This window comes from Litoreibacter sp. (genome assembly GCF_039974535.1).
GTDB lineage: Bacteria > Pseudomonadota > Alphaproteobacteria > Rhodobacterales > Rhodobacteraceae > Litoreibacter.
In genome coordinates this window covers 21,688-43,760 of record NZ_JBDWIU010000010.1, presented here as the reverse complement: position 1 = coordinate 43,760, position 22,073 = coordinate 21,688, and the positions used below count along the sequence as shown (strand labels likewise).

Genomic DNA, 22,073 nt, shown 5'->3' with positions numbered 1-22,073 from the left:
GAACGCGCGCCTATAGGTGCGCGAGTACCGAGAAGGTCGCGCCGTAAAAGCGTTCGCGCAGCCGTGCGCGGTCGTCGATGTCAAACACGAGTGTCATAGCCATGCAGATACACACGCAGACTGAGTCTCGCAAGGTCCAGCGCTTGCGGCTTTGCATTCCACATGCAAGGATTCGTAAAGGCAGCCTAGGAACAACATGGCAAATCACGACGAATTAGCTGAACAGAGCGATCAACTACCGACTGACGCGGTCTCTGACACTGCATCGGACACGAGCCCTGAGTTGGTGCCTGATACAGCAACGCAGCCAGTCACTGATCTCGTCGACCTGAGCCAATCCCTGCTTGCGCAAGCCGACACTTTTTTGACCTCCATGTTGCGACCATGGAACGCCTATCAAATCGGTATCGCATTGGCCCTTTGGGCGGCAGCACATCTGCTGAAGTCAGTGCTTGGCCCCCGAGTGCGCAACTGGATGGCCTCCCGCGAGGGCTGGCCGAAGTGGCGTATGCGTATCCTTGTCGTCATTCACCAAAGATTGCGCCCCATATTTTTTATCCTTCTGCTGTGGATCGCAGTAGGATTGATGCGCGAGATGACATGGCCAAGCAGGTCATACATTCTGGGGATCATTGCCACGCTGGCAACCGCGTGGATCGTAGTTGTGTTCGCGACGAGATTGATCCGGTCCAGATTTCTTCGCCGCCTCGTCCGCTATGGCGCGTGGACCTATGTCACCTTGCATGTGTTGGGATTAACTGGCGACGCCGCCCGTATACTGGACAGCGCCGCACTTGAGGCCGGCGAGTTTCGCATCTCCATGCTGCTTATCGTTCAAGCAGTGGTTATTCTGGGTGTCTTAATCGCACTTGCGCGGTTCTTCACCTCAACGACATCAAGGCGCATCCAATCTAACGAGGACATCTCGCCCTCAATGCGAGTGCTGATCGTCAAAGTTTTGCAAATTGGCGTTTACGGCACTGCCTTCTACATCGGCGTCAAAGCCATTGGCATCGATCTAACGGGGTTGGCGGTCTTATCTGGTGCCATCGGTGTGGGCCTTGGTTTTGGTTTGCAAAAGGTGGTGTCAAACCTTGTGTCTGGCGTCATCATCTTGCTCGATAAGTCCATCAAGCCCGGGGACGTTATATCGTTGGGGCAAACTTTCGGCTGGATCAACACACTTGGTGCGCGCTACGCATCCGTGGTCACCCGAGACGGCAAAGAATATCTAATCCCGAACGAGGACCTGATTACCAACCAAGTAGTGAATTGGTCCCATTCGGATGACTTCGTGCGGCTCGATATCTTCTTTGGCACGGCTTATGGCGACGACCCACATGCGGTTCGAAAGCTGGCGATTGGTGCTGCCAAAGGCGTTGACCGCGTGCTGGCCTTCAAGCCGCCCGTTTGTCACATCGTCGGGTTTGGCGACAGCTCGGTCGATTATATCCTGCGCTTTTGGATTCGCGATCCCACCCAGGGGCTGACAAATATTCGTGGCAATGTGTACCTAGCACTGTGGGATGCTTTCCAAGAAAACAACATCTCTATTCCGTTCCCGCAGCGCGAAGTGAAGATGCTGGACGGCGACCAGCCAAGCCTTCCTGACTAGGTAGACATGCCAGAACGCAAAACGGCGACCCAATTGGGCCGCCGTTAAACTTCAAATCTTCGGTTCTTTTAGCTCTCTGGGCTAACCGAAACCAAATACGCCCAAACATCTGCAGCGTCGTCGGCTTTCTTCAGTCTGAAAGACATCTTCGATTTCGCCTTTGGATCATCCAGCTTGGTCCGTAGGAAATCGGTAGGGTTTGCGACCCAAGCGATGAAATCTTCTTCGGTCCATTCCGCGCCAAGCTCGCTCGCTGCGGCAGCAGATTTGCTGTATTTAAAGTCTGTTGAACCGATCACACGGCTAGGAAGGCCAAACAGGTTCGGGCCGGTCTTACCACCTTTGGTGATTACATTGTCACCGTCAGCGATCGTGTGGCACGATTTGCATTTCTTAAAGGTCTTTTCGCCTTTAGCGGCGTCGCCCTCTGCAAATGCCGGTGCGGCCAGAAGGGCTGTGGTCATTGCTGCAATAGCTGCAAATTTCATGGCTGATGTTCCTCTTAGTGAATCTCGTAAGGGTACACTAGATTGTTATCTGCTAATTAGCTGCCAAAAAAATGAAACTTTTGCGTGAACAGGGCAAAATGACACCACCTCGCCAAACGTCAGGACTTGGTCTAGGACAGATACCAACGTCAAATCTAACGGAGTCCTCCCAATGTCGAAACCAGTAGCAATCGTCACCGGCGCGGCCCGTGGGATCGGTTTGGCCACAACAATGCAGCTGCTAAACGACGGCGTCAGTGTCGTCATGGTAGATTGGGATGGCGAAACCTTGTTGGAGGCGGCCGAGGGCCTTGGCGACGTGCTGCCGTTGGTATTGGACATCTCACAGCCCAGCGATGTGGCAACCATGATTGCCGAAACTGAGAAGAAATATGGCCGCATCGACCATTTGGTTAACAATGCGGGGGTGGCCGATTTCGGGCCCATGCTAGAAACCGATTTCGACCGTTGGCGGGCGGTTATGGCGGTAAACCTTGATGGAGCGTTCCTTTGCTCACAAGCCGCGGCCCCTGCGTTGAAAAAGTCCAAAGGAAGCATCGTTAATATTGCCAGCATTTCCGGCTTGAGGGCGTCCACCCTGCGCGTCGCCTATGGGACTTCCAAGGCGGCTGTGATCCAGCTGACCCAACAACAGGCCGTTGAGTTGGGTGAATTTGGCGTGCGCGCTAACTGCGTGGCACCGGGCCCGGTGCGTACAAAATTGGCGATGGCGGTTCACACCCAAGATATTATCGATGCCTACCACGACGCCATCCCACTGAACCGATATGGCAGCGAAGTCGAGATTGCGAATGTCGTGGCCTTCCTATGCTCACCCAAAGCAAGTTATGTTACCGGACAAACCATCGCGGTTGATGGTGGGTTTGAATGCACCGGCGTCGGCCTGCCAGCACTGCGCGACTGAGACAAATAATGACTGACACTCTGAACATGATTCCCGCGTGGGTCGATGGAACTTTAACCCCTGTCGAGAAGCTGCGCGTCCACCAAGAAGGGATGCGCCATAAGGCCATTTCCGTCTTCGTGATGAACCGCGACAAGGTGCTTATCCAACGCCGAGCACTGTCCAAATATCATACGCCCGGTTTATGGGCGAACACCTGCTGCACGCATCCTTTGTGGGACGAAGTGCCTCTTGATTGTGCCAATCGCAGGCTGGACGAGGAGCTGGGCATCACAGGTCTAAGCCCGAATTTTCGTGACCAGCTGGAATACCGCGCCGATGTGGGCGACGGGCTAACAGAGCACGAAGTTGTTGACGTTTTTGTCGCCGAAGCGCCTCAAACGCTGCATGTTGCGCCAAACCCAGATGAGGTCATGGAGATCCGCTGGATCAGCGTTTTTGAGCTCACCAAAGAGGTTGAACAACACCCTGAACGATTCACCGCGTGGCTTAAGATTTACTTGCACGAACACGCTGATCGCATTTTTGGAAGCTTGGTTCAGGCCTGATTCAGACAAATATGCAGCACTTTTTTCATATTTCACTGCGACAGATTGAGACTCAAGCCCGCAAAGCCTTGATCAACTCGGTTCACACCTGTAAGCGCGCGGATTGAGATTTTATCGTTACACTGCTATCTTATAGTTATGATGCGCCTGAAGTTTGGCGCCTGCACAGGAGGTTTGAGCTCTGTCTCAACATTCAAACGTGGCCGCAAATGCCGCCACTTCACCGGCCAATTCGGCCCCTGAAAAAGACCCGGGCACCAGCGAAGAACTGCTGGCGCTAATCGTCAAATTTCTTGAATCGGAAAAAGCTGAAGAGCTGGTGCAGATTGATCTGCGCGGGCGCTCTGAGATTGCCGATTACATGGTTGTCTGCTCTGGTCGCTCGACCCGTCAGGTCACGGCACTGGCTGAAAAGCTAACCGACACCATCAAGCAAGAATTCGGTCGTTTCTCGAAGATGGAAGGCAAGTCGCAAGGCGACTGGGTTCTTCTGGATACCGGCGATGTGGTTGTACACATTTTCCGCCCAGAGGTTCGCGAGTTCTACCAGCTTGAGAAGATGTGGTTGCCTGGCGCCGGCACTGAAGCCGAGTAACGGGTCACGTAATGAGGGTCACGATTTGCGCGATTGGCCGCCTTCGGGCGGGGCCGGAACTGGACCTTATCAAAGATTACCTTCAGCGATTTGACCGCACGGGCCGCAACCTAGGATTGGGGCCCGCCCAGATCATCGAGCTGGAGGACAAAAAAGGTGGCGGCTCCGCGAGTGAGGCGATCCTGCTGCAACGCGCAATTCCGAAAGGGGCAAAGGTTTGCACCATGGATGAGCGCGGCAAAGTCATGACCTCCCCTGAGTTCGCAAACATGTTGGGCAATTGGCGCGACCAAGGCACCAGCGATTTGACGTTCGTTATTGGTGGGGCTGACGGGTTAACCAAAGAGTTGCGTGCGCAGGCTGATACATCTCTCTCATTCGGCAAAATGGTTTGGCCTCATATGCTGGCGCGAGCGATGTTGACGGAGCAGCTGTACCGTGCGGCGTCCATCCTGTCCGGCTCACCATATCACCGCGTCTAAACGCACACCTGCGTACGGTGCTCCTACCACATCTTAATGCCAAGCTGACAGAACACGTGCCGAATTCACCTTTGATTGGACACAGACATCATGGACAGCTTTTCCGCATTTCCAACCACCCCAATTTCACCTGCTCGCTCTGCCAGCACGGTAGTGCCCAGCGACACAACCGAGCTGCCGCATGTAAGCCGCGCTCTCTATGTCGGACAGTCCGGTGCATTGTCAGTAGAGATGGCCGACGGCGGCATCGCCACCTTTGAGGGCGTGCCAGCGGGAAGCATGTTGCCCATTCGGGCCAGCAAGGTTCGCAGCAGCGATACAACGGCAGCCTCGATTCTATCGCTTTGGTAGCGCGCTAAAGCCGCTCGTCCATTGCTTGCCATCGATGACCGGACGCCATGCGTGACTGGTCATCGGTCCGCTTCCTTAGCGCGACCTCGCTGATTACCCGAGCCAACGCATCCGTGTAATCGCCTAAACGCTCCCCCGCGACCAATCGCGCCACAGAGACTTGTTCGCTCAAGGCTTGGCGGTTTCGGTAGGCATTCAACACAGATCCAACCAAGTTATCTTGCCCCAAGGCGCCGCAATCTAATGTCGCGTCATATCCCAGCGAGCCAAATAATCCCGCAAACTTCCCGCTATAGGCCAAGGGCACAACGGGCACCCCAGATGAAAAAGCCGCAATGCACGAATGCATCCGCGCACCCGTGAAGAAATCCAAACTGCCGATATAAGCCTTGGCCGCACCAGGTGATTGAAACGCTGGTGCCACGGTGACATCTGGGAATTCTCGTTGTAGGCTCAAGCTGGCGGCCATGTCATCCTCATCGGGCACGGTTGGACTGATCACATGCGGGATTAACACAACATCCGGCCGCTCCGACAATGCCAAGAATTGGCCAATCAAAGCCCGCATTGCGGATGGGTAATCGATATTCAGCTTAAACTGATTTTGTCCTGTATACCCGCCCGCCATGAGCAACCCAGACACGTTGATACCAACGGTAGAGCGAGCCCAAGCAGGAGGCACTCCTACAGCAGGAAGTCGCAGCGCAACATCACTAGCCGTCACCACAGGTCGCGTCACACCAAGCTGTCGAAGTGCGCCGGTTGAATGATCGTCTCGCGTGGCAACCAACGTTGCACGTTTCACCAAATCGCGCGCAAATGGTCGCGTGATCCACGAGGTAAAAGGCCCAAAAGTTTGCGGCGCCAGAACAACGGCGCGTCCCGCTAGGTGCACAAGGTACTTCAGGTAGATCATCCGATTTAGTCGCTTTGAGCCGTAGATGTCCGCGAAACTGTCACCCGCCCCGATATCAATCATGACATCGCATTTTTTGAACATCCCAATGATGCGCCTAGGGTCTTTCATCGCCTCGCCATTGATCGGGACAATGGTGATATCAGCCCCCTCTACATAAGCGCGACGCGGACCAACCCAATCAAACAGGGTTATTGCGATTTCGATTCCCGTCGCCCGCGAAATGCCTCGAATGATGTCAATCTGGCCAATGGTTAAAGCGCCCACGCCAAGATTATCCGAGTTCGATGAATGAAAAAGCAAGCCGATGTTCAACATGAGTTCTCTCCATTTCTGGATGCTCGAAAAGATCGTCGCACCATACCGGCAAAGTTGCGAAACAGCTCCGAGACAGGTGCACGCCGCGTCATCAACCCAAGCCCCATCCCCCGATATCGCGGAGTAGGGCGGCCCATCAGCCAAGCTGCCAATAAACGCGCAGATACAACCTTACGACGACGAACCTGTCCGGTCTGAATTTTGGCAAGCTCTTGAATGTCAAAAGGGGCAAGCTTCAGATGCCCAGACATCTGGGCTGAACTAATTAAAGAGTGGCCTAATTCCGTACGCGCCAGCACGAGGCTTTGTCCCGGCCGATCGGAGAAATTCGGATATCCTTCGCCATCGACCTCCCACGCATCCGCGAACACTGCATCCGCGAAGACACCGCTGCCGTCGGCGCATAGTTTACAGCGATGTTGAACCTGCTTTGACAGCACCTCGCCCCAGCTCTCGCTGTAACTTAGGCTAACCTTGCCGCCACCTTTCAGGGTGGCCGAAGCGTGACCCGGCCACCCATCCGAGCGATGTCGAAAGCTCTCCACGTCATCCGTTTTCACCGACATTCGATCAAGAAGCGCGCGGCCTGCATTCAAAGACGGAGCCCCCGCACAAAAGAACGACACTGCAACCGGAACCATCTTGGCGATCTGCGGATCCACGGCCTGAAGCGACCGCAACGCCGATACATCGCAAGGCTTTCCCACAAACGCATACCGCCGCCCGTCGCCGCGCAATTGAGGGAGTATTTCAAGCGGATTTGACGGCGCATACCGCGAACCAGAGGCCGCCAAAATTTCCGCACGTGTAGAGGAAACCGTGGACACATTGGCCAAAGGATCCTGCGGATCTGCCTTGATGTGGATGATCGCATCAACGGTCTTACCTTCAATCAATGCCAGCAGAAATCCTGACAGTGCCCCGCCGGAAGACGCGTAATTTCGCAAATCCGCATCCGTGGAATACCCGACCTCGGTCGATACATATGGGCCCCAATATGGGTCAACGCGCCTATCTTCTTCCTCAACAGATTGCTCAATACTCGGGCAGATACTTGAAATTGTTCTTCGCTCATGGCCCGTCAAGTCGCGACTAAAGTGAGGGCGGGCAAACCCGTCAGATGATACCTGCATCTTGGCCGCACTTGGAGCAACGGCAGCACAACCGCCGCAACCAGCACATAACCCACCTTTTAGAACCTTTGAGAGCTGATCACTCAATTCGACCCACTTTCCGTGTTTGGGAAATACATTTACCTGCCGTTAAACACCTAAGTGGTTAATGGCTCGTAAAGCATGAACGGAGCCGCTCATTTGAAACGCATAGCTATCCTACTCTCAGGCCATAGCCTTGCGGCCCTCGCGACCTTGACGCGAAACCTTGTGCTCGCCCGCATGTTGGGGCCTGAAAACTACGCTTTAGCGGTTGCGTTGATAGTCCTGTTGGCAGCGGCAGAGATGGCAACAACATTGGGTCTTCCCCAGCAGATTGTCAGCCACAAGCAAGGAGGCACACGCCAGCATCAAAACGCGCTTCAAACGGTGCAATTACTTCGCGGTCTCATAGGTGCAGCCATTGTTTTGGCCATAGCAACCCCGTTGGCCAACGCACTTGATGCACCTGACGCGCGATATATCTTTGTCATTGCGTCCTGCATCCCGCTTCTACTTGGGATTAAACATCTCGACCCCTTCAGGTTTCAACGTCAACAACGTCACCTGCCACATATCTTGGTTCTGGGCTTACCTCCGGCACTATCATTTCTCGCCTTGTGGCCGGTAACAACGATTTGGTCCGGTCCGATCGTGATGCTTTATCTGATGCTGTTTCAAACCATTCTAACGGTTGTCATCTCCCACGCTGTATCGCGTCGACGGTATTGTTTACGCCTATCGCGTCCGCACTTCCGCACAGCTTTGCGGTTTGGACTGCCGTTGGCTGGGAACGGTGTTTTGATGCTGGCAGTTTTACACGCTGAAAAAGTCATCGCGGGCGTCCAACTCGGCTTGTCGGAGATGGGGATACTGGCAATGGGAATCACGCTAACCCTTACTCCCGCCTTGATTTCCGCGCGCTGTTTACAAGCCTATTACCTTCCGAAACTCAAAGGGACAGATCACTCCATACTAGGAATATCATTCCTGTCTGCTGCGGCTTTAGCCATAGCTCTATCGGCCTCGGTTCCCTTGTTTCTCCCGATACTTGGTCACGATTTTGAAGCCTTGGCGGGAATGATCCCTCTACTAAGCTTGATCGCCGCTTGCCGTTTACCAAAATCAGCGCTCGCCACGGCAGCACTGGCGCAAGGTCGCACCCATCTACCTGCATTCGCGAACATCCCCAGAGCAATTGCCGCGCCCATTATTTGGGTAGCCTTGGCAAACGGCGGGACAATTCACACCATGCTGGTCATCGCATTGACTGCAGAGATCGCAGGATTAGCAGTGGGATACTTTATGGGACGTAAGCAGAGCACCCCTGCAAATCGCTTGGTAAACCCATGACCCTTGCGGTTCACCTAGGATACCACAAAACAGCCACGACTTGGATGCAGCAGCAAGTCTTTATCCCTAATATGGGGTTTGCCCCATTGCTTAATCACCAAGTAGTTGATCAGCAAATCATTCGACCCCACGATCTATTTTTTGACCCTATTCAAGCGAAAAATTCATTAAAATTGGAGCGTGAAACTATTCCGAAGGGCATGCTTGGTGTTGTATCATCCGAGACCCTATCGGGACATCCATTCTTCGGTGGGCGACAAAGCGCCAGCATTGCGCGCAGGCTTCAGAAAATCGCACCCGACGCTCAAATTATCATCTGTGTTCGGTCACAAAACACCATGCTTCCCTCCGTCTACATGCAATACCTACAGCGTGGCGGGACCCTGCCTCATCAACAGTTCTTTAGCGGTGGTCAGAGCTATGGATATCCATCCTTCGAGTTGGAACATTTTCAGTATCACCGATTGATTTCCCTATATCAAAGCCTTTTTGAGAAAGTTCATGTGATGACATTTGAGGACGTATCCAAAGACCCAGCCCGTGCCCTTCAAAGGTTGTCGAAGGCCATAGATCACCCCATTCCGGCGCTCTCAGACAAAGGTTTGCAAAAGATATCAGCCTCCATCCCGCAGGCATACGCGCCAATATTGCGCGCGGTGAACCAAACCCGTAGCAGCACTTTAAACCCAGCCCCCGCGATTGCATTGTCACGGGAACCAGGTTGGATGTATCGCGCTTTAGGAGCGTTCGCCCAATTGCGCACAGCAAAGCGCTTGATGCGGTCAACGCCCGTTAGTGACTATGTCAGATCGCATCTCGCTGCGTCATTTACCGACAGTAATAAGCAACTAGACCACATCACCAACGGGAGCTTGGATTTGAGCGCTTACCCTTAGGTGGCATCATCGCCCAGTTTCCATGCATCGGCGTTCACCACGCTCGGCGGCCCCGACAGGGACTTATAAGCAGGGGAAACAGGGTCTGTGCCATCAGCCGTGGCGGCCTTCCAAACATCGACCTGATGGATCGTCCCCTCCACCTGATAGGACCCGATTGCAGTCGCAAGCAGCAGCAAGTTTCTATTGTCGGGCAACAATCCCGACCCCGACACAAAAGCTTCATCCATCACCGAAGCCCCGTCGACCCAAATCTTAGCAGTCCCAGCCATATCCACTGATAATACGATTCGTTGCCGCACGAGGTTGGTCACAACGCCGGCAGAAGTTTGAACATTGTTAACTTTAACATCCCCATCTGAATCACGCACTCGAATGCGCAGGCTGCCGCTTGGGAGCACCTCAAGCTTAAGATAGTTGCCAGTGGTCGTCATCAATGTGCGAGACCCCGATGAGGGAACCATCATCGCCAAGTCCAGCGCAAATTGTATGGCCGTAACACCTGACCCTAATGAGGCAGTATCTTTGAAATGAGGGCCGGTAGGGCCGGTCACGAAGCACGGCTCGGCAGCGATCAAAGTGTTCGCCAAAACAGCGAAGGACGGCAAGGGGCGAAGGCTTACACCCTCGATCCGCGCGGCACCAACGTCCACAATAGGAAGATCTAGATAGGTCTGCGCAAGTAAGTCTTGTGGGAAGTTGAGCGCGCCAGTACCGCCGCCCTCGCCAAAGCTGATTACGTCGGCGGCGGTGAAAGTGCCTGCCTCTGGGAACAGTCGAACGCGACCAGAAACCAGCTCCGCCCTGGACGCAGCCGCACCATTTATTTGCCAGCCAAACACATCTGTCCAATGCGCATAGTCGTTGCCCAAGGGGTCTTCCCCTCGCGCATCACGCAAGGTTGTCACTGGGCCTGCCGATGACCACACCTCCACATATGCGCCCGTTGGTTCCCACTCGCACATGTCGAACTCAGGCATGTCCCAAACCGCCAAGCCGGAAGCCTGTAAAATCGCATTGGCTGTCAACCGCGCATAAAGGGCAGCACCGTCGTCGTTGTCTCCAGATGGATGGCTTTGATCTGTCCAACCACCCGACCCGTCGGACATGCCATTTTGGTAGGCCAAGGGTTCCAAGCCCAAAGGCAAAAACCACATGTCTGCATTCGGGTTTTCAACCATACCACGCCACGCCTCTCGCGCGGCCTGCTTGTTGTTCAGGTTGTCCTGCACGGTTCCTGCAGACGTAACGGTGGCGTTTTGCATGTCTTCGCTAATATCAAAGCGATGCGGGCCGAACGGCACCCATCGGGTGTGGCTCGGGTCATAGAGCTCCCCGAACCAGTGGTCCGCCGTAAAGCTTCCGCTGGTGCCATAAGTGATCTGCGCAGGGAACGTGACCGCCGTACCAGTGATTGTTTTACCCGTGAACAACGGGAACAGCGCCTCGGCATAGCTGTTCCCCAATGCTCCGGGCGACGCGAACCACGACACGGCGGGCAGACCAACATGCTGACCATCAGCTGTCGCAAAGTTGTGCAAGCTCACGTCATTTGACCAGTCGCGACCAGCATCGCTATCATCGACCAACTGACGGAAACCTGTCCCAGAGGCTGCGTGGAAAACGATGGCCACCTTGTCGGATGGGCGCTCCTCCAAGAATACATTCGCCATCGCAGCTAGGGCCGCAGTGTGAGGGTCGGCGTCTGTAAGATGTTTGACCTCTGGACTACCGTCCACCCAAATCGCCTGCACCATATCATCCGCCAACAAGGACTCCGAGGGGATCAGATCGTAAGTGCTTGAGTGAATGCGCACGACCTCGGATTGCCCCCAAAGGGCCACCACATGTCCCACGCCAAACCTATTCGCACCCAACGCGCGAGTCAGCGGCTCAGATTTAACTCGGACCTCCGGCCTGATCCAATCCGCACGCCTTGCGTGGCTTGCGACCCCTTCCCAGACTCCGAGCTCATCGATCAAAGCCACGTCTTCCCACACAGTCGTGGTTCCATCCTCGCACAAGAAGCGAGCTTGAACCGTTTCGCCCACAGTCCCCGTGCCACTAAGCGGGATGCTTGCGACGTTGCGTCCAAAAGCAGCTCCGCTATCAAACAGAGTTTTATCGCGACTGAACGTCGTCAATGTGATCTGGGTTTCAGGCACAAAGGGCGTGCTTTCTTGCGCCCTCATTTGTCCAATGGCAAGTCCAAGTAATATCGTCATCAATGCCCTTCCGACGCCCCTTCTATAAAGAGCGCTAAGAGCTGAACGGATGAGATCAACCATGCGCCCTTAGACAGAAGCGATACGTCTCATGAATGTGAATCGTCGGGCATGTGCCCATCATGGTCGGCTCAGTACCACAGTACGCAGCGGTGTTGCTGGCGTTCGCTGGCTGCGTACGGTGTCTAGGTTAAACCCGCTGCCGCCAAGGTGGTCTCTAACTCATCCGCGCTGTCTAGTCTTCCATATGGGCCGCTCGCGATACCCTGACGAATGATTTGGGCAGGGTTACCTGCGACAATGCAGTACTCCGGCACATCTTTGGTCACGATTGCCCCCGCCGCTACAATTGACCCGCGCCCAATGCGCACGCCCGGTAAAATCATAGAACGTGCACCAACAAAGCAATGCGGCTCAATCCTTGTATGCAAATAGGCTCCGCGCGTACGGTCATGCGTCAAGATGCACGCCTCAAACGCAACATAGCTTTCCTCTCCAACGTGAACGCCAATGGGGAAGGTTCGGTCGAAACGCGCGGTAAGCGAGAACTCGGCGCTTGGGTGAATATCCATCCCAAACCCGCGGACACACACAGTGCGTTTTATACCGACCAAGGCCAGCCTAAGCCACCAAAGCCGGTTCAAACCCCGCCGTTTTGCTTTACACGGCGAGGCCTGAATAAGGTCGTCAGAACCTTTGCCCGCACTTTGGCGGGATAAAGTAGGAGCGTCGTCGCGTATGGTGTTTGCGTCCAAACTTCGCCTCTCTCTACCTTCACATTCGCCCCGTTTTAGGGCGTAGCCTCTGGGGCTCTCTTCCATTTAGCTAAAAGGCTATGAATCTTTCGTTAACCCAGATTCATATGTGAAGCGTTAACCAGTCATTATCCAATCAACCGCATCGTGGAGCCAACGAAACTCAAAAGCCTCGTCATGTCCAAAACCAAATTATCCCCAATGGTATTGCTCTACCTCGCAGCGATGGCGCTGCCAGTAAGATACTCTGTCGGATCGGTTCAAATGACCGGATTGCGCACGATAATGGCCACGATGTTCATCCCTTTACTCGTTATCTACTTCCGAACCCCCAATCGAGCTGGAAGGGCTACGGACGTCTTGCTCACGCTTTTTATCTGTTGGGCGGCAGTAGCCTTCTCGCAAACCTCCCCAAGCCACGCGATTGAGAACACCGGTGTCCTAATGTTGGAAATGTTGGGTGGGTACCTAGTTGGCCGTTGTCTCATTCGCTCACCAGATGAAATGATTGCCGCAATCAAAGCAATCTTTTTGATCAGCGCAATCTCCCTGCCCCTCGCAATCTTTGAAAGCCAAACGGGGGTGCCGCCACTGATCGCATTGATCAATGCTGTTCCCGCAATAAATTCAGTCACGGCAATCTCAATTGAGCCTCGACTGGGGCTGGAACGTGCTCAAGTCCTTTTCGCCCACCCAATTCATTACGGGCTGTTTGGCTCTACGTTAACTGCGCTTGCCTTGCTTGGGACAATTGGCCGATGGTCTGTTTGGATCAGATTCCTCGCCGCTGCTTGCGGGATATTTGCCAGCTTCCTCGCGCTGTCCAGCGGGGCATTTCTATCGGTTCTATTGCAACTTTTCTTGATCACATGGGCCTTGGTTTTCCCCACAAGTCGCAAGCGCTGGGTCTTATTGGCCGCCACATGCATCTGCGCATATGTCTTTGTGGATATTGCGTCTAACCGAAGCCCCGTTCGCGTCTTTTTCAGCTACGCAACATTCTCCGCCCACAACGCATATTGGCGGGGCATTATCTTCGAGTGGGGCGTGTTGAATGTCTGGCAAAACCCGATCTTCGGCATCGGATTGAATGACTGGGTTCGCCCTCATTTCATGCGCTCTGGAAGTATGGACAACTTCTGGTTGGTATTGGCTGTAAGATACGGTGTCCCAGGGTTCGCCCTATGCGTAAGTGCTTATCTATTGGGCCTGTTTAGGGTCATGTTTTCATCTGTCTCGCCTGAACTTCAACAAATCCGACGCGCATGGGTAATTTGCTTCATCGGTCTGACATTCACCCTATGCACCGTCCACATTTGGACTTCCGTTTTCTCATATGTGTGGTTCCTATATGGGGCAGGTCTTTGGTTAATAAATCCGAACTCAAAAGCCACCGAGGCAGCGCCCAAGCGCTCCGCCGTAAGATATACGCGGTTCCCAGCGGTGCCAGCATGACCGCAAAAATGGGCTGCGTGATCGTTACATATAATTCCGAACACGATATCACTAATTGTCTTCACGGGCTGATAACGGCCCCTCAGGTCGATCTAGAAGTGGTCGTAGTTGATAATGCGTCTAATGATGGGACCGTACGAACCATTCAAGAGTGGTGCTCCACCCACAACATGAGCGTTACCCTTGTCCAAGCTTCCAAAAACAACGGATTTGCCGCCGGGGTGAACCTCGGTTTATGCAGGCTTTTGGAGCTCCCAGACCTAGACCGTTTCTGGATCCTGAATCCAGACTGTATTGTACCAGCCCAAACTCCTCAAAAACTCGCGATGGCACCCTTGCCCTTCGCGCTGCTTGGACACCGGATTTGCTACAACGAGCCGCGCAGCAAAATTCAGATCGATGGAGGGGAGGTCAGCAGATGGACCGGGGCAACGCGAAACACCCATATCGGGATGTGTTCCTCCTCAACCCCAGCACCTAATTTGAAAGACATTGATTTTATCTCTGGAGCCAGCATGGTTGCTTCCCGCGCATTCATTGAACAAGCTGGTCTCATGCCTGAAGAGTATTTTCTGTATTACGAGGAAGTCGATTGGGCTCAAAGGCGAACGCATCTACCCCTTGCTTACTGCCCGGACGCAATCGTCTATCATAGTGCAGGTGCATCTATTGGCTCACCAACCCTAACGCGCGGCCCATCCCCGATGTCGGCGTATTTCAAACATCGCGCTCGCCTGAAATTCATGGCTAGGTTCCATCCTTTCCGCCTACCTGTCGCCTATGTATTTGGATGGGGGAAAGTCTTACAACATGCTTTACGTGGGCAATTCGCGCCAATCCCCGACATAATACGGGCAATTCACGGGATGCAGCCTAGCGCTAAAATTACGTCAATTCTCACCACAAATGATCAATTCACAACAAACTGCCGAATACGATCAACCAGCTGATTTTGTCGGTAGTTTTTCTCTACTGACGACACTTCAAACTGCTGATCGAGTAGGTCGGAAATTTGATCAACATCCCACGCGATCCTGATACCCTTCCGGCCGTCCAACGCTGTCGCGGTCGCCATCTGGTGATCATTTCTATGCTCTTGGAGCCTAACCTGGCGCGGGACCAAAATTATCGGCGTCCTTGCGCGGCGCGCCGAGATAACAGACCCGATGCCAGCATGGGAAATCACGACTCGCGCCTCCTCCAAGAAAGCTTGGTATTGCTCCGCTGATAAGGTGTGATCCGCTTCACATTCTGTACCCACCACTTTTGCGCAAGTCTGAAGCACGACGCGCTCTTCATGCCTTCCCTGCCAATCTTGCATGTAGTTCACCAACCTCGGAAACGGCAGTTGTGTACCAACTGTTACGAAAATCACAGCACTGCACCAGCATAGGTCGCGCCAGATTGCTCTGCTACATTTGGCCATTGCGTCACCCAAAGATCGCTAAACCTTCGCGCAATTCTCCCCGACAATGACATGCGCTCCGCATTCGCGATGGAATCAATCCATACCGTTCGACACCCGATGCTCTTGCCCGCGATAATCGCCAGAACACCCGGCGCCGCACCGGTAGAAATCACCACGTCGGGCCTCAAGATGCACACTAATCTAACAGCGGAAAATAACGTCAGTAACACCTGTTTCGGCGTCCTTGCATTGCAATCAGGCAAACTACGGACCAGGGGCCCCTTCGCTGTTCCAGCACATGCGTAGGTCACATCCTCGCCTTCGAAGGCTTCGGAGAGCAACATCAACTGTTGCCAATGACCGCCGCCCGAGGAAACTGCCAATACTCGCGCCATTCTTAGAACTTTCCTGAAAAGCTACGCTCGAAGGTAAAAGACACGGAGTTTGAACCCGTGCGCCCATCAATGGAATTGCGGCGGACGCGACGTTGTGCACCCGCAACCCAGCGCCAGTCACGCCTAATTTCGTGATGATACGAGGCCGTCAACTGACCTGCTGACCGAGCGTCGGTCAACACTGTATGGTCTGTTCGAACATACGTCATGGATATCTGCAGATCTCCCCGATCCCCAACGTCATGCATCATCTTCGCAAAGAGCTTTGTGCCCATTCTAGTCTCACCCGTTTCATCCGAGCCTACGAAACTTCGAGAAATAGAGGCCTGTAACTTAGCCCCTTTCACATTCAGACCGCTTTCCAAGAGCAACGTCGGCTTGGTCGAACCCGCACTAATTTTGGCAACACCTACCTCTAACTTCGAACCCCCACGACGCCTTGAACTGGTTAGCCCCATAGCAAGGCTGGACACCGATCCTTCCTCAACCCGTTCAACCGAGGCCTGCCCATACACACGCCCCCGCGCAAGACTGCGTGCAATTGATGTTTGCCATTCCGCTCCCGTTTGAACGCGGTTGTCCGCTTTAATGCGCCGCCACCCAATTTGGACATCAAATTCTAGCAACTTGGTCGGTTTTTGATTGAGTCCAAACGCCACTGCACTTTGGCTCTGGGACAACACCGCGTCCGTATTTAAGCGTTCATAGACGGATAACACGCGCCCCGTAGTTCGCGAATTGATCCGCGCACGTAACTCCGCTGAGGCCTTGTGTCTTGTTGTGCTACTCGCCCCGTTTTGGAGGTCTCGGTGATTTATCCCGTAGCTCAACACGGTGCTGACAGGGCGCCCGATGCCAGATTTAATCAGAAATTGGCCGTTATATATACGCAGGTCTGTGCGCCCCGCGACAAGGTCTAGACCCGCATCACCGGATGTGAAATCCCCGACAAACACATCACCAACCGGCAACATATGGCTACTTAGGTTTGCCGAAAATGAGCTAGATTTTGTTCGTCGCTCATATGCAACTTCCAGATCCCCACGCGCCCCAAAACTAGAAATTTTCTCACTGGAGACCCTCAAGCTCAAATCCTGAGTACGGGTTTTGCTCGTTACCCCAAATTGCAATGACGCGACCTCGTGAGCATTACTGGTATTGGTTCCCGACAGGCTCGGGTCACGGTCAATTAAAGCCCCAAATCCAAGGGTCAATTCCGCCTGCATTCCATCTGCTCCGTTTGCGTGCAACGTCGAACCGAACCCAATAGATACGCCCAAAGCCAAGAGCCTCAATATCATTCAAACAACTTACGTTCGGGCACGATCACAACATCACCCGGAGCCAACAGAAAGCTGTTTCCGTGACCCTGCATCAACTTCTTAACATTCACACGGTAGGTTTTTACTGGCCTGTCGTCGGCAGCCACCCGACGTATTTGCACCCGCTTCATTGCGGCGTATGGCGTGGCGCCGCCGGATTGGGCCAAGAATTGCAATAAAGTGGCGCCGGATTGCAAACTCACCTTGCCGGGTTTTTCCAGCTCGCCCATGCCGTAAACCGTCATGGTGTTTGCCTCATCGTTGGTCACAACACGAGCGGCGGACCTTGTTCTAACGGCAGGTTTTCGGGCCAATGATGCGACTGACACATGCAAGGTTGGTCGTTGCGCAAAATTTGGAGCCAACCCCTTGGTCAAAGCGCTATGCACCGCACTCAAAGAGAGACCTGCCGCTTGCAGTTGCCCAACCATTGGAAAGGCAATCGTGCCGTCAGGCAAAACAAGGGCGTTGCGGTTCAAGCTGTTGTCTTCCATCACCTCAATGCGAAGCATGTCGCCTGATTGAATGACGTATGATTTAGCCCAAAGCGGTCCCGCAATAAGCCCAACACAGAGGGCGAGTAAGCGTATCGTTATCAATGCCCCGTCCCCCCAAATACGACACCAACCGTTCGCACAATCAGGGATAAATCGTTCCGAATACTCATCTCACGCTCATACATCGCGTCATACTTCGCCCGTGATGCAAAGCTAGCGTCATTCCGCCCGAAAACTTGCCAAGGCCCTGTGATACCTGGGCGCAATCTGAAGTAGGCCAAACCAGGATACATCCCCACCTGCTCTCGCAACATGGGACGCGGGCCGACAAGGGACATCTCACCTTTGAGTACATTCCAAATCTGCGGGAGTTCATCCAAGGAAGACTTACGTAACATCTTTCCGATGATCGTAATGCGCGGATCTCTCCGTAACTTCTGGGTCTGCTGCCATTCGATTGCGGCGTGCGGGTCGCTCATTAAAATCTCGGTTAGCTGCCTCTCCGCGTTGACGCGCATAGTCCGGAGTTTCAACATTTGAAAGGCTCTACCCCCTCGCCCAACACGAGGTTGCCTGTAAAAGGCAGGGCCGCCATCCAACATCGACAAAAGGATACAAAGCGTCAAAATTGGGATGGAAATCGGAAGTGTTACGATCACCAAAACCAAGTCCAACGGACGCTTCCAGCTCTGCATGGCATTCGCCGGAAGTCTAACAGGTGCCATATCATTTGGTCGCGGTTTTCCTTCTACGGCGACAGCATCCTCAAACCGGTTTGTAACACGAACATCCATCAATCTTATGTCTCCCGTCGAAAGCTATTTAGCTCGATTAACTACTTTCAACGAAGATGAACTGAGATGAATTAATTATGTCTTAAGTTTTCAAAGGTCTGAATGACAACGAGATTTCAAGGTTTGAATATGTGGATGGTCTGATGATGAACTGGAAATACTGGAGTTGGCAGATCACGAGAAGTATTCCGCTTGCCATTTGTGCAGCAGCCCTTCTCGGGACTGCAGGCTTGTTCACACTCAATGCATTCACCATGGCGTTCACCGCATCAACAAAGATCGTTTTAGAGCGACCTCTCGACTTATCTGGCACATCCATAGTTCAACGCACGACAGCCGAAGTACAACACCTTCAATTGCTCATTCACGCCATGAGTACACCCTCGTCCGAAACTCAGCCCCTTACGCTCTTTGAGTCGAAAATCGAGACCTCCCGCGACAAGCCCACATACCTCGAGCTGACCATGACCCAGCCATCCGCGTCCCAAGCGATTGATGCATTGCAGTCTCTCTCACATCGCATACAGGAGCAAAGTGAAGCCATTCAATTGAAGCGCGAGAACAGCAGCATTGCTAAATTCCAAGCCCGCGCGAAAAGCACCGAGATTACGCTTACAGCTTCCCGGGAAACCTTAGCCACGCATTTAGACGGCAAGCCAGATTCGTCCCTTGAGGAATTACGCAAAACCTCTGCAGCGCTTCGCGGCAGATTGCTGAACAGCCCATCCGATATGGCCACCAATCCAAATTTGGCGAAGCTTTACACTGAATTGGAAATCGCCAAAGGGGTGTACTCGGACGCTCACCCAAAGGTTCGCCTTATCCGCACAAAAATCGTGCGGGCACAAGATGAAGGTAACCCTGAAAAAATCAATGCAATCTTCCGGAGTTCCATTGTCCGACAGTTGGAATTGGTTGATGTCGCAATAACAAATCATGTGAAATTTCGAACGGAGGAGCAGCGGTTAACGCAGCACATTGAAACAGCCTCCACGGAAAACAGAATCGCAAACGACAATTTGTCAAAAGCATTGCAAGCTATCCACAGCAATCACATTCACCTGAAGGTTGTTGATCGCGCCGGCCTTTCGGGTCGCGACCCCATCCAAGTTCGCACAACCCTGCTTGCGCTTCTCTTTCTCTGCTCCATGGCCGCAGGCCTCGCTGTACTGGCGATGCGTATCAAGTTTGATTCCCGACTTCGCAGACCTGAAGATTTATACAAGAAACTAGGTCTCACGCCTTTTGCGACACTTCCCGACCTTGGACCAAGCCTCGGCTAGGAGAGAAATATGGAACAACTTACCAACACAGGCGAATTGCTACGCGCTGCTCAAGATACAGCCTCTCCCTCCCTTGAACTGAACGATGACGCACGACCAAATTCGGCTGACCCTCACAAAAGCTGGGCGCGCTTGACCGAGGCACCCTTGGACCCCGTTACGCTAAAACGTCATCATATCCTGACAAGCAAACCAAACAATAAATCCGCACCTTACGACCAATTGAGAACAAGAATGCTTAGTCATATGCGGGTCGCGGGACATAGGCGGGTTGCAATTGCCTCACCTACCGCCGGTTGCGGCAGCTCCACTATCACCGCGAATTTGGCTCTGGGGCTGGCACGTCAAAGCGATCTACGGATTATGGTTTTGGATCTGAACTTGCGTCAACCAAGTCTAATTCATCTGTTTGGCCTAGAGGAAGCAGGGCCTCGGTTTTCCGTTCTTACCGGAAGCAAGCGAAACTTCGACAGCACCTGTTTACGTGTTGGAGAGAACCTAGGCCTTAGCTTGAACGCAACACCGGTGAATGATGCATCCGAGCGGCTGTCTCATACGAATACAGCCGAGCTTCTTGATCACGTTGAACGCGAGTTCGTGCCCGATGTTATCCTCCTAGATTTGGCCCCGTTAAGCCCCATGGATGACGCATTGGCAGCATTGTCTTTGACCGATTGCGCCCTACTCGTCGCACGTGCGGACCATTCCACAAACACTCAAATTGATGTCGCCGAAAGAACAATGGCAGAGCACACTACATGCCTAGGCGTGGTTCTAAACGCATGTCGCTTTGCACGGGAGTATGGAAATGGTTGACGTCAGCATTCCAGAACAGGTTGAGCTTCAAAAGCCCGTGCTTACACCCCAATGGCGCGTGTTACGGTTTTTTCTCTCAATCATTGACCCCCGAGCATACCTTCACGCATTTCGGTTGCTCAACCATTACAACCAAACGCATGTGATCCCGCGAAGGGCGTTGGAAATCGGCGCAAACTCGGCCATAAGTCCCACCAGCCAATTCGCCAACCCGTCACGCATCCAGATCGGTGAAAGGGCGCATATCGGCGCTGGCTGCTTTCTGTGGGCTGGACCAAAATCGGGGCACATCGAAGTTGGCGATGACCTTCTGCTTGGCCCAAATGTTATGATTACCGCTGCTAATTACCGTTTTCGTGATGGCGCTCCGGTTACAAAGCAGGCGATGAGCGAAAGCAGTGTTCGGATTGGCAACAACGTCTGGATTGGCACGGGTGCCATCGTCTTACCTGGGTCTAACATTGCGTCTCATGCCGTCATTGCCGCCGGTTCCGTGGTCCGCGGACACGTCGGGACCGGCGAGGTTTTTGCAGGTGTTCCTGCGCGAAATGTTCGCCCAAAATGACACGCCCACAAGCCAGCGTCATAATCCCACACCACAATGACGAAGAAGCCCTAATCCATTGCTTGAACTCATTGGCTCATTGCGACCATCGTGCTGACGTTGAGATAATAGTTGTCGACAACGGTGCGCCTAAATTAGATCACAAAATCATCCACGCGCATCCTGACATCCGGTTCCTGCGCGCCACCGAAAAGGGCGCAGCTCACGCCCGAAACTACGGCGTGCGTCACTCGAATTCACGCATTTTGATTTTTACGGATAGCGACTGCCAAGTACCTACCAATTTTCTAACGAAAGCAATGGATGCTTCGATCGCTCACGATATTTCCGGCGGCGCAATAGACATGATGAGCAACGACCCCGATTACGCGAACGCAGTTGAGGCGTTTGAGCACGTGTTTGCCTTTAACCAACAACATTACATCCAGCGCAAAGGATTCTCCGTCACCGCTAATCTGGTCACAAACACCGATGTGTTTAAGCATGTCGGCCCCTTCCGAGCAGGGGTCTCCGAAGACTACGATTGGGGCCAGCGCGCAACCGAGTACGGCTACAAGATCAAATTCAAGCCAAACCTGCGGGTCTTTCACCCCAGCAGGTCATCGTGGGAAGGACTGACCTCAAAATGGCGCCGAATTACCATCGAAAGCTACGGCATCCATAGATCACGCAGGCAATCTACAGCCCTATGGCTATTCCGCGCCTTACTAATGCCCCTCTCGGTCCCAGCCCACATCCCTAAGGTATTATTTTCATCTGCATTGAACGGCCCATCAGAACGGATTGCCGCTATAAAGACCCTTGCGCGAATTCGAATATGGCGAATGAGGGAAATGTTGCGTGTTACTACGCATCCAGATTTTGCCAAAACCAACTGATCCGTGCAGCCTTTGGTTGAAGCCCGAACTCTCGCCCCTTAG

At 53.4% G+C, this 22,073-nt stretch carries 24 protein-coding genes; 13 read left to right on the top strand and 11 right to left on the bottom strand.

Features of this window, described 5'->3' with window-relative positions; all coding sequences use genetic code 11:
• Window positions 1-10: 10 nt before the first annotated feature.
• Complete coding sequence (locus ABJN86_RS07730) at window positions 11-103, bottom strand: isopropylmalate isomerase (protein WP_348366047.1); 93 nt, start codon at window positions 101-103, stop codon at window positions 11-13.
• A 93-nt stretch (window positions 104-196) separates the two neighbouring features.
• On the opposite strand from ABJN86_RS07730, the gene ABJN86_RS07725 reads away from it, so the two are divergent.
• Window positions 197-1,615, top strand: a complete 1,419-nt coding sequence (locus ABJN86_RS07725; protein WP_348366044.1) for a mechanosensitive ion channel domain-containing protein — start codon at window positions 197-199, stop codon at window positions 1,613-1,615.
• A 68-nt stretch (window positions 1,616-1,683) separates the two neighbouring features.
• On the opposite strand, the gene ABJN86_RS07720 is transcribed toward ABJN86_RS07725, so the two are convergent.
• A complete protein-coding gene (locus ABJN86_RS07720) occupies window positions 1,684-2,103 on the bottom strand; it encodes a c-type cytochrome (RefSeq protein WP_348366042.1) in 420 nt (139 codons plus the stop codon).
• Window positions 2,104-2,275: 172 nt separating this feature from the next.
• Here ABJN86_RS07720 and ABJN86_RS07715 point away from each other — a divergent pair, with 172 nt between their 5' ends.
• The 5 genes from ABJN86_RS07715 (at window position 2,276) to ABJN86_RS07695 (ending at window position 5,004) form a co-directional block, all read left to right on the top strand.
• Window positions 2,276-3,028 carry an SDR family oxidoreductase gene (locus ABJN86_RS07715; protein WP_348366039.1) on the top strand — a complete coding sequence of 251 codons (753 nt, stop codon included), beginning with the start codon at window positions 2,276-2,278 and terminating at the stop codon, window positions 3,026-3,028.
• 8 nt (window positions 3,029-3,036) lie between these two features.
• The gene (gene idi / locus ABJN86_RS07710; protein ID WP_348366036.1) at window positions 3,037-3,576 is read left to right on the top strand and encodes an isopentenyl-diphosphate Delta-isomerase; all 540 of its coding nucleotides are present in this window, start codon (window positions 3,037-3,039) and stop codon (window positions 3,574-3,576) included.
• 199 nt (window positions 3,577-3,775) lie between these two features.
• Window positions 3,776-4,171: a ribosome silencing factor gene (gene rsfS, locus ABJN86_RS07705; RefSeq protein WP_348366035.1), complete on the top strand. Its 396-nt coding sequence runs from the start codon at window positions 3,776-3,778 to the stop codon at window positions 4,169-4,171.
• A gap of 11 nt (window positions 4,172-4,182) precedes the next feature.
• The gene (gene rlmH, locus ABJN86_RS07700; RefSeq protein WP_348366033.1) at window positions 4,183-4,653 is read left to right on the top strand and encodes a 23S rRNA (pseudouridine(1915)-N(3))-methyltransferase RlmH; all 471 of its coding nucleotides are present in this window, start codon (window positions 4,183-4,185) and stop codon (window positions 4,651-4,653) included.
• Between the two features lie 90 nt (window positions 4,654-4,743).
• Complete coding sequence (locus ABJN86_RS07695) at window positions 4,744-5,004, top strand: hypothetical protein (RefSeq protein ID WP_348366031.1); 261 nt, start codon at window positions 4,744-4,746, stop codon at window positions 5,002-5,004.
• Window positions 5,005-5,008: 4 nt separating this feature from the next.
• Here the strand turns inward: ABJN86_RS07695 and ABJN86_RS07690 are convergent, their stop codons facing one another.
• Window positions 5,009-6,238, bottom strand: a complete 1,230-nt coding sequence (locus ABJN86_RS07690) for a polysaccharide pyruvyl transferase family protein (protein ID WP_348366029.1) — start codon at window positions 6,236-6,238, stop codon at window positions 5,009-5,011.
• Window positions 6,232-7,458: a Coenzyme F420 hydrogenase/dehydrogenase, beta subunit C-terminal domain gene (locus ABJN86_RS07685; RefSeq protein ID WP_348366028.1), complete on the bottom strand. Its 1,227-nt coding sequence runs from the start codon at window positions 7,456-7,458 to the stop codon at window positions 6,232-6,234. The genes ABJN86_RS07690 and ABJN86_RS07685 overlap by 7 nt, the downstream gene beginning before the upstream one ends.
• A gap of 93 nt (window positions 7,459-7,551) precedes the next feature.
• On the opposite strand from ABJN86_RS07685, the gene ABJN86_RS07680 reads away from it, so the two are divergent.
• Together ABJN86_RS07680 and ABJN86_RS07675 are read left to right on the top strand one after the other, a co-directional pair.
• On the top strand, window positions 7,552-8,742 hold the full coding sequence (locus tag ABJN86_RS07680) for an oligosaccharide flippase family protein (RefSeq protein WP_348366026.1): 1,191 nt from the start codon (window positions 7,552-7,554) through the stop codon (window positions 8,740-8,742).
• The gene (locus ABJN86_RS07675; RefSeq protein ID WP_348366024.1) at window positions 8,739-9,638 is read left to right on the top strand and encodes a hypothetical protein; all 900 of its coding nucleotides are present in this window, start codon (window positions 8,739-8,741) and stop codon (window positions 9,636-9,638) included. Before ABJN86_RS07680 ends, ABJN86_RS07675 begins: the two co-directional genes overlap by 4 nt.
• Here the strand turns inward: ABJN86_RS07675 and ABJN86_RS07670 are convergent.
• Together ABJN86_RS07670 and ABJN86_RS07665 are read right to left on the bottom strand one after the other, a co-directional pair.
• Window positions 9,635-11,863, bottom strand: coding sequence for a hypothetical protein (locus ABJN86_RS07670; RefSeq protein ID WP_348366022.1), 2,229 nt, complete (start codon window positions 11,861-11,863; stop codon window positions 9,635-9,637). The genes ABJN86_RS07675 and ABJN86_RS07670 overlap by 4 nt on opposite strands.
• 185 nt (window positions 11,864-12,048) lie before the next feature.
• Window positions 12,049-12,435 (bottom strand): acyltransferase, encoded by a 387-nt coding sequence (locus ABJN86_RS07665; RefSeq protein WP_348366020.1) that lies wholly within the window; start codon window positions 12,433-12,435, stop codon window positions 12,049-12,051.
• A gap of 360 nt (window positions 12,436-12,795) precedes the next feature.
• Here ABJN86_RS07665 and ABJN86_RS07660 point away from each other — a divergent pair, with 360 nt between their 5' ends.
• Window positions 12,796-14,073 carry an O-antigen ligase family protein gene (locus ABJN86_RS07660; protein WP_348366019.1) on the top strand — a complete coding sequence of 426 codons (1,278 nt, stop codon included), beginning with the start codon at window positions 12,796-12,798 and terminating at the stop codon, window positions 14,071-14,073.
• Window positions 14,074-14,983: 910 nt separating this feature from the next.
• Here the strand turns inward: ABJN86_RS07660 and ABJN86_RS07655 are convergent.
• The 5 genes from ABJN86_RS07655 to ABJN86_RS07635 all read right to left on the bottom strand — a co-directional run bounded on the left by ABJN86_RS07655 (window position 14,984) and on the right by ABJN86_RS07635 (window position 18,390).
• On the bottom strand, window positions 14,984-15,394 hold the full coding sequence (locus ABJN86_RS07655; protein ID WP_348366017.1) for a glycosyltransferase: 411 nt from the start codon (window positions 15,392-15,394) through the stop codon (window positions 14,984-14,986).
• A 50-nt stretch (window positions 15,395-15,444) separates the two neighbouring features.
• On the bottom strand, window positions 15,445-15,876 hold the full coding sequence (locus ABJN86_RS07650; protein ID WP_348366015.1) for a UDP-N-acetylglucosamine--LPS N-acetylglucosamine transferase: 432 nt from the start codon (window positions 15,874-15,876) through the stop codon (window positions 15,445-15,447).
• A gap of 2 nt (window positions 15,877-15,878) precedes the next feature.
• Entirely contained in the window at window positions 15,879-17,102 is a 1,224-nt protein-coding gene (locus ABJN86_RS07645; protein ID WP_348366013.1) for a hypothetical protein, read from the bottom strand.
• A gap of 71 nt (window positions 17,103-17,173) precedes the next feature.
• Window positions 17,174-17,797 (bottom strand): polysaccharide biosynthesis/export family protein, encoded by a 624-nt coding sequence (locus ABJN86_RS07640; protein WP_348366011.1) that lies wholly within the window; start codon window positions 17,795-17,797, stop codon window positions 17,174-17,176.
• Entirely contained in the window at window positions 17,794-18,390 is a 597-nt protein-coding gene (locus ABJN86_RS07635) for a sugar transferase (protein WP_348366914.1), read from the bottom strand. The genes ABJN86_RS07640 and ABJN86_RS07635 overlap by 4 nt, the downstream gene beginning before the upstream one ends.
• A 242-nt stretch (window positions 18,391-18,632) precedes the next feature.
• On the opposite strand from ABJN86_RS07635, the gene ABJN86_RS07630 reads away from it, so the two are divergent.
• The 4 genes from ABJN86_RS07630 to ABJN86_RS07615 are packed head-to-tail and all read left to right on the top strand — an operon-like array spanning window position 18,633 to window position 22,031.
• A complete protein-coding gene (locus ABJN86_RS07630) occupies window positions 18,633-19,772 on the top strand; it encodes a hypothetical protein (RefSeq protein ID WP_348366008.1) in 1,140 nt (379 codons plus the stop codon).
• A 9-nt stretch (window positions 19,773-19,781) separates the two neighbouring features.
• Entirely contained in the window at window positions 19,782-20,588 is an 807-nt protein-coding gene (locus tag ABJN86_RS07625) for a hypothetical protein (RefSeq protein ID WP_348366006.1), read from the top strand.
• Window positions 20,581-21,153, top strand: coding sequence for an acyltransferase (locus ABJN86_RS07620; RefSeq protein WP_348366004.1), 573 nt, complete (start codon window positions 20,581-20,583; stop codon window positions 21,151-21,153). The genes ABJN86_RS07625 and ABJN86_RS07620 overlap by 8 nt, the downstream gene beginning before the upstream one ends.
• Window positions 21,150-22,031 (top strand): glycosyltransferase, encoded by an 882-nt coding sequence (locus ABJN86_RS07615; RefSeq protein ID WP_348366003.1) that lies wholly within the window; start codon window positions 21,150-21,152, stop codon window positions 22,029-22,031. Before ABJN86_RS07620 ends, ABJN86_RS07615 begins: the two co-directional genes overlap by 4 nt.
• Window positions 22,032-22,073 lie beyond the last annotated feature (42 nt).

Bases quoted from the DNA above. Each gene is read 5' to 3' on its own strand.
- ABJN86_RS07725 (WP_348366044.1), top strand. From the start codon at position 197: ATGGCAAATCACGACGAATTAGCTGAACAGAGCGATCAACTACCGACT.
- ABJN86_RS07660 (WP_348366019.1), top strand. From the start codon at position 12,796: ATGTCCAAAACCAAATTATCCCCAATGGTATTGCTCTACCTCGCAGCG.
- ABJN86_RS07615 (WP_348366003.1), top strand. From the start codon at position 21,150: ATGACACGCCCACAAGCCAGCGTCATAATCCCACACCACAATGACGAA.
- ABJN86_RS07720 (WP_348366042.1), bottom strand. From the start codon at position 2,103: ATGAAATTTGCAGCTATTGCAGCAATGACCACAGCCCTTCTGGCCGCA.
- ABJN86_RS07730 (WP_348366047.1), bottom strand. From the start codon at position 103: ATGGCTATGACACTCGTGTTTGACATCGACGACCGCGCACGGCTGCGC.
- ABJN86_RS07620 (WP_348366004.1), top strand. From the start codon at position 20,581: ATGGTTGACGTCAGCATTCCAGAACAGGTTGAGCTTCAAAAGCCCGTG.
- ABJN86_RS07625 (WP_348366006.1), top strand. From the start codon at position 19,782: ATGGAACAACTTACCAACACAGGCGAATTGCTACGCGCTGCTCAAGAT.
- ABJN86_RS07645 (WP_348366013.1), bottom strand. From the start codon at position 17,102: ATGCAGGCGGAATTGACCCTTGGATTTGGGGCTTTAATTGACCGTGAC.
- ABJN86_RS07695 (WP_348366031.1), top strand. From the start codon at position 4,744: ATGGACAGCTTTTCCGCATTTCCAACCACCCCAATTTCACCTGCTCGC.
- ABJN86_RS07650 (WP_348366015.1), bottom strand. From the start codon at position 15,876: ATGGCGCGAGTATTGGCAGTTTCCTCGGGCGGCGGTCATTGGCAACAG.
- ABJN86_RS07635 (WP_348366914.1), bottom strand. From the start codon at position 18,390: ATGCAGAGCTGGAAGCGTCCGTTGGACTTGGTTTTGGTGATCGTAACA.
- ABJN86_RS07690 (WP_348366029.1), bottom strand. From the start codon at position 6,238: ATGTTGAACATCGGCTTGCTTTTTCATTCATCGAACTCGGATAATCTT.
- ABJN86_RS07655 (WP_348366017.1), bottom strand. From the start codon at position 15,394: ATGCAAGATTGGCAGGGAAGGCATGAAGAGCGCGTCGTGCTTCAGACT.
- rlmH (WP_348366033.1), top strand. From the start codon at position 4,183: ATGAGGGTCACGATTTGCGCGATTGGCCGCCTTCGGGCGGGGCCGGAA.
- ABJN86_RS07670 (WP_348366022.1), bottom strand. From the start codon at position 11,863: ATGACGATATTACTTGGACTTGCCATTGGACAAATGAGGGCGCAAGAA.
- idi (WP_348366036.1), top strand. From the start codon at position 3,037: ATGACTGACACTCTGAACATGATTCCCGCGTGGGTCGATGGAACTTTA.
- ABJN86_RS07630 (WP_348366008.1), top strand. From the start codon at position 18,633: ATGATGAACTGGAAATACTGGAGTTGGCAGATCACGAGAAGTATTCCG.
- ABJN86_RS07675 (WP_348366024.1), top strand. From the start codon at position 8,739: ATGACCCTTGCGGTTCACCTAGGATACCACAAAACAGCCACGACTTGG.
- ABJN86_RS07665 (WP_348366020.1), bottom strand. From the start codon at position 12,435: ATGGATATTCACCCAAGCGCCGAGTTCTCGCTTACCGCGCGTTTCGAC.
- ABJN86_RS07715 (WP_348366039.1), top strand. From the start codon at position 2,276: ATGTCGAAACCAGTAGCAATCGTCACCGGCGCGGCCCGTGGGATCGGT.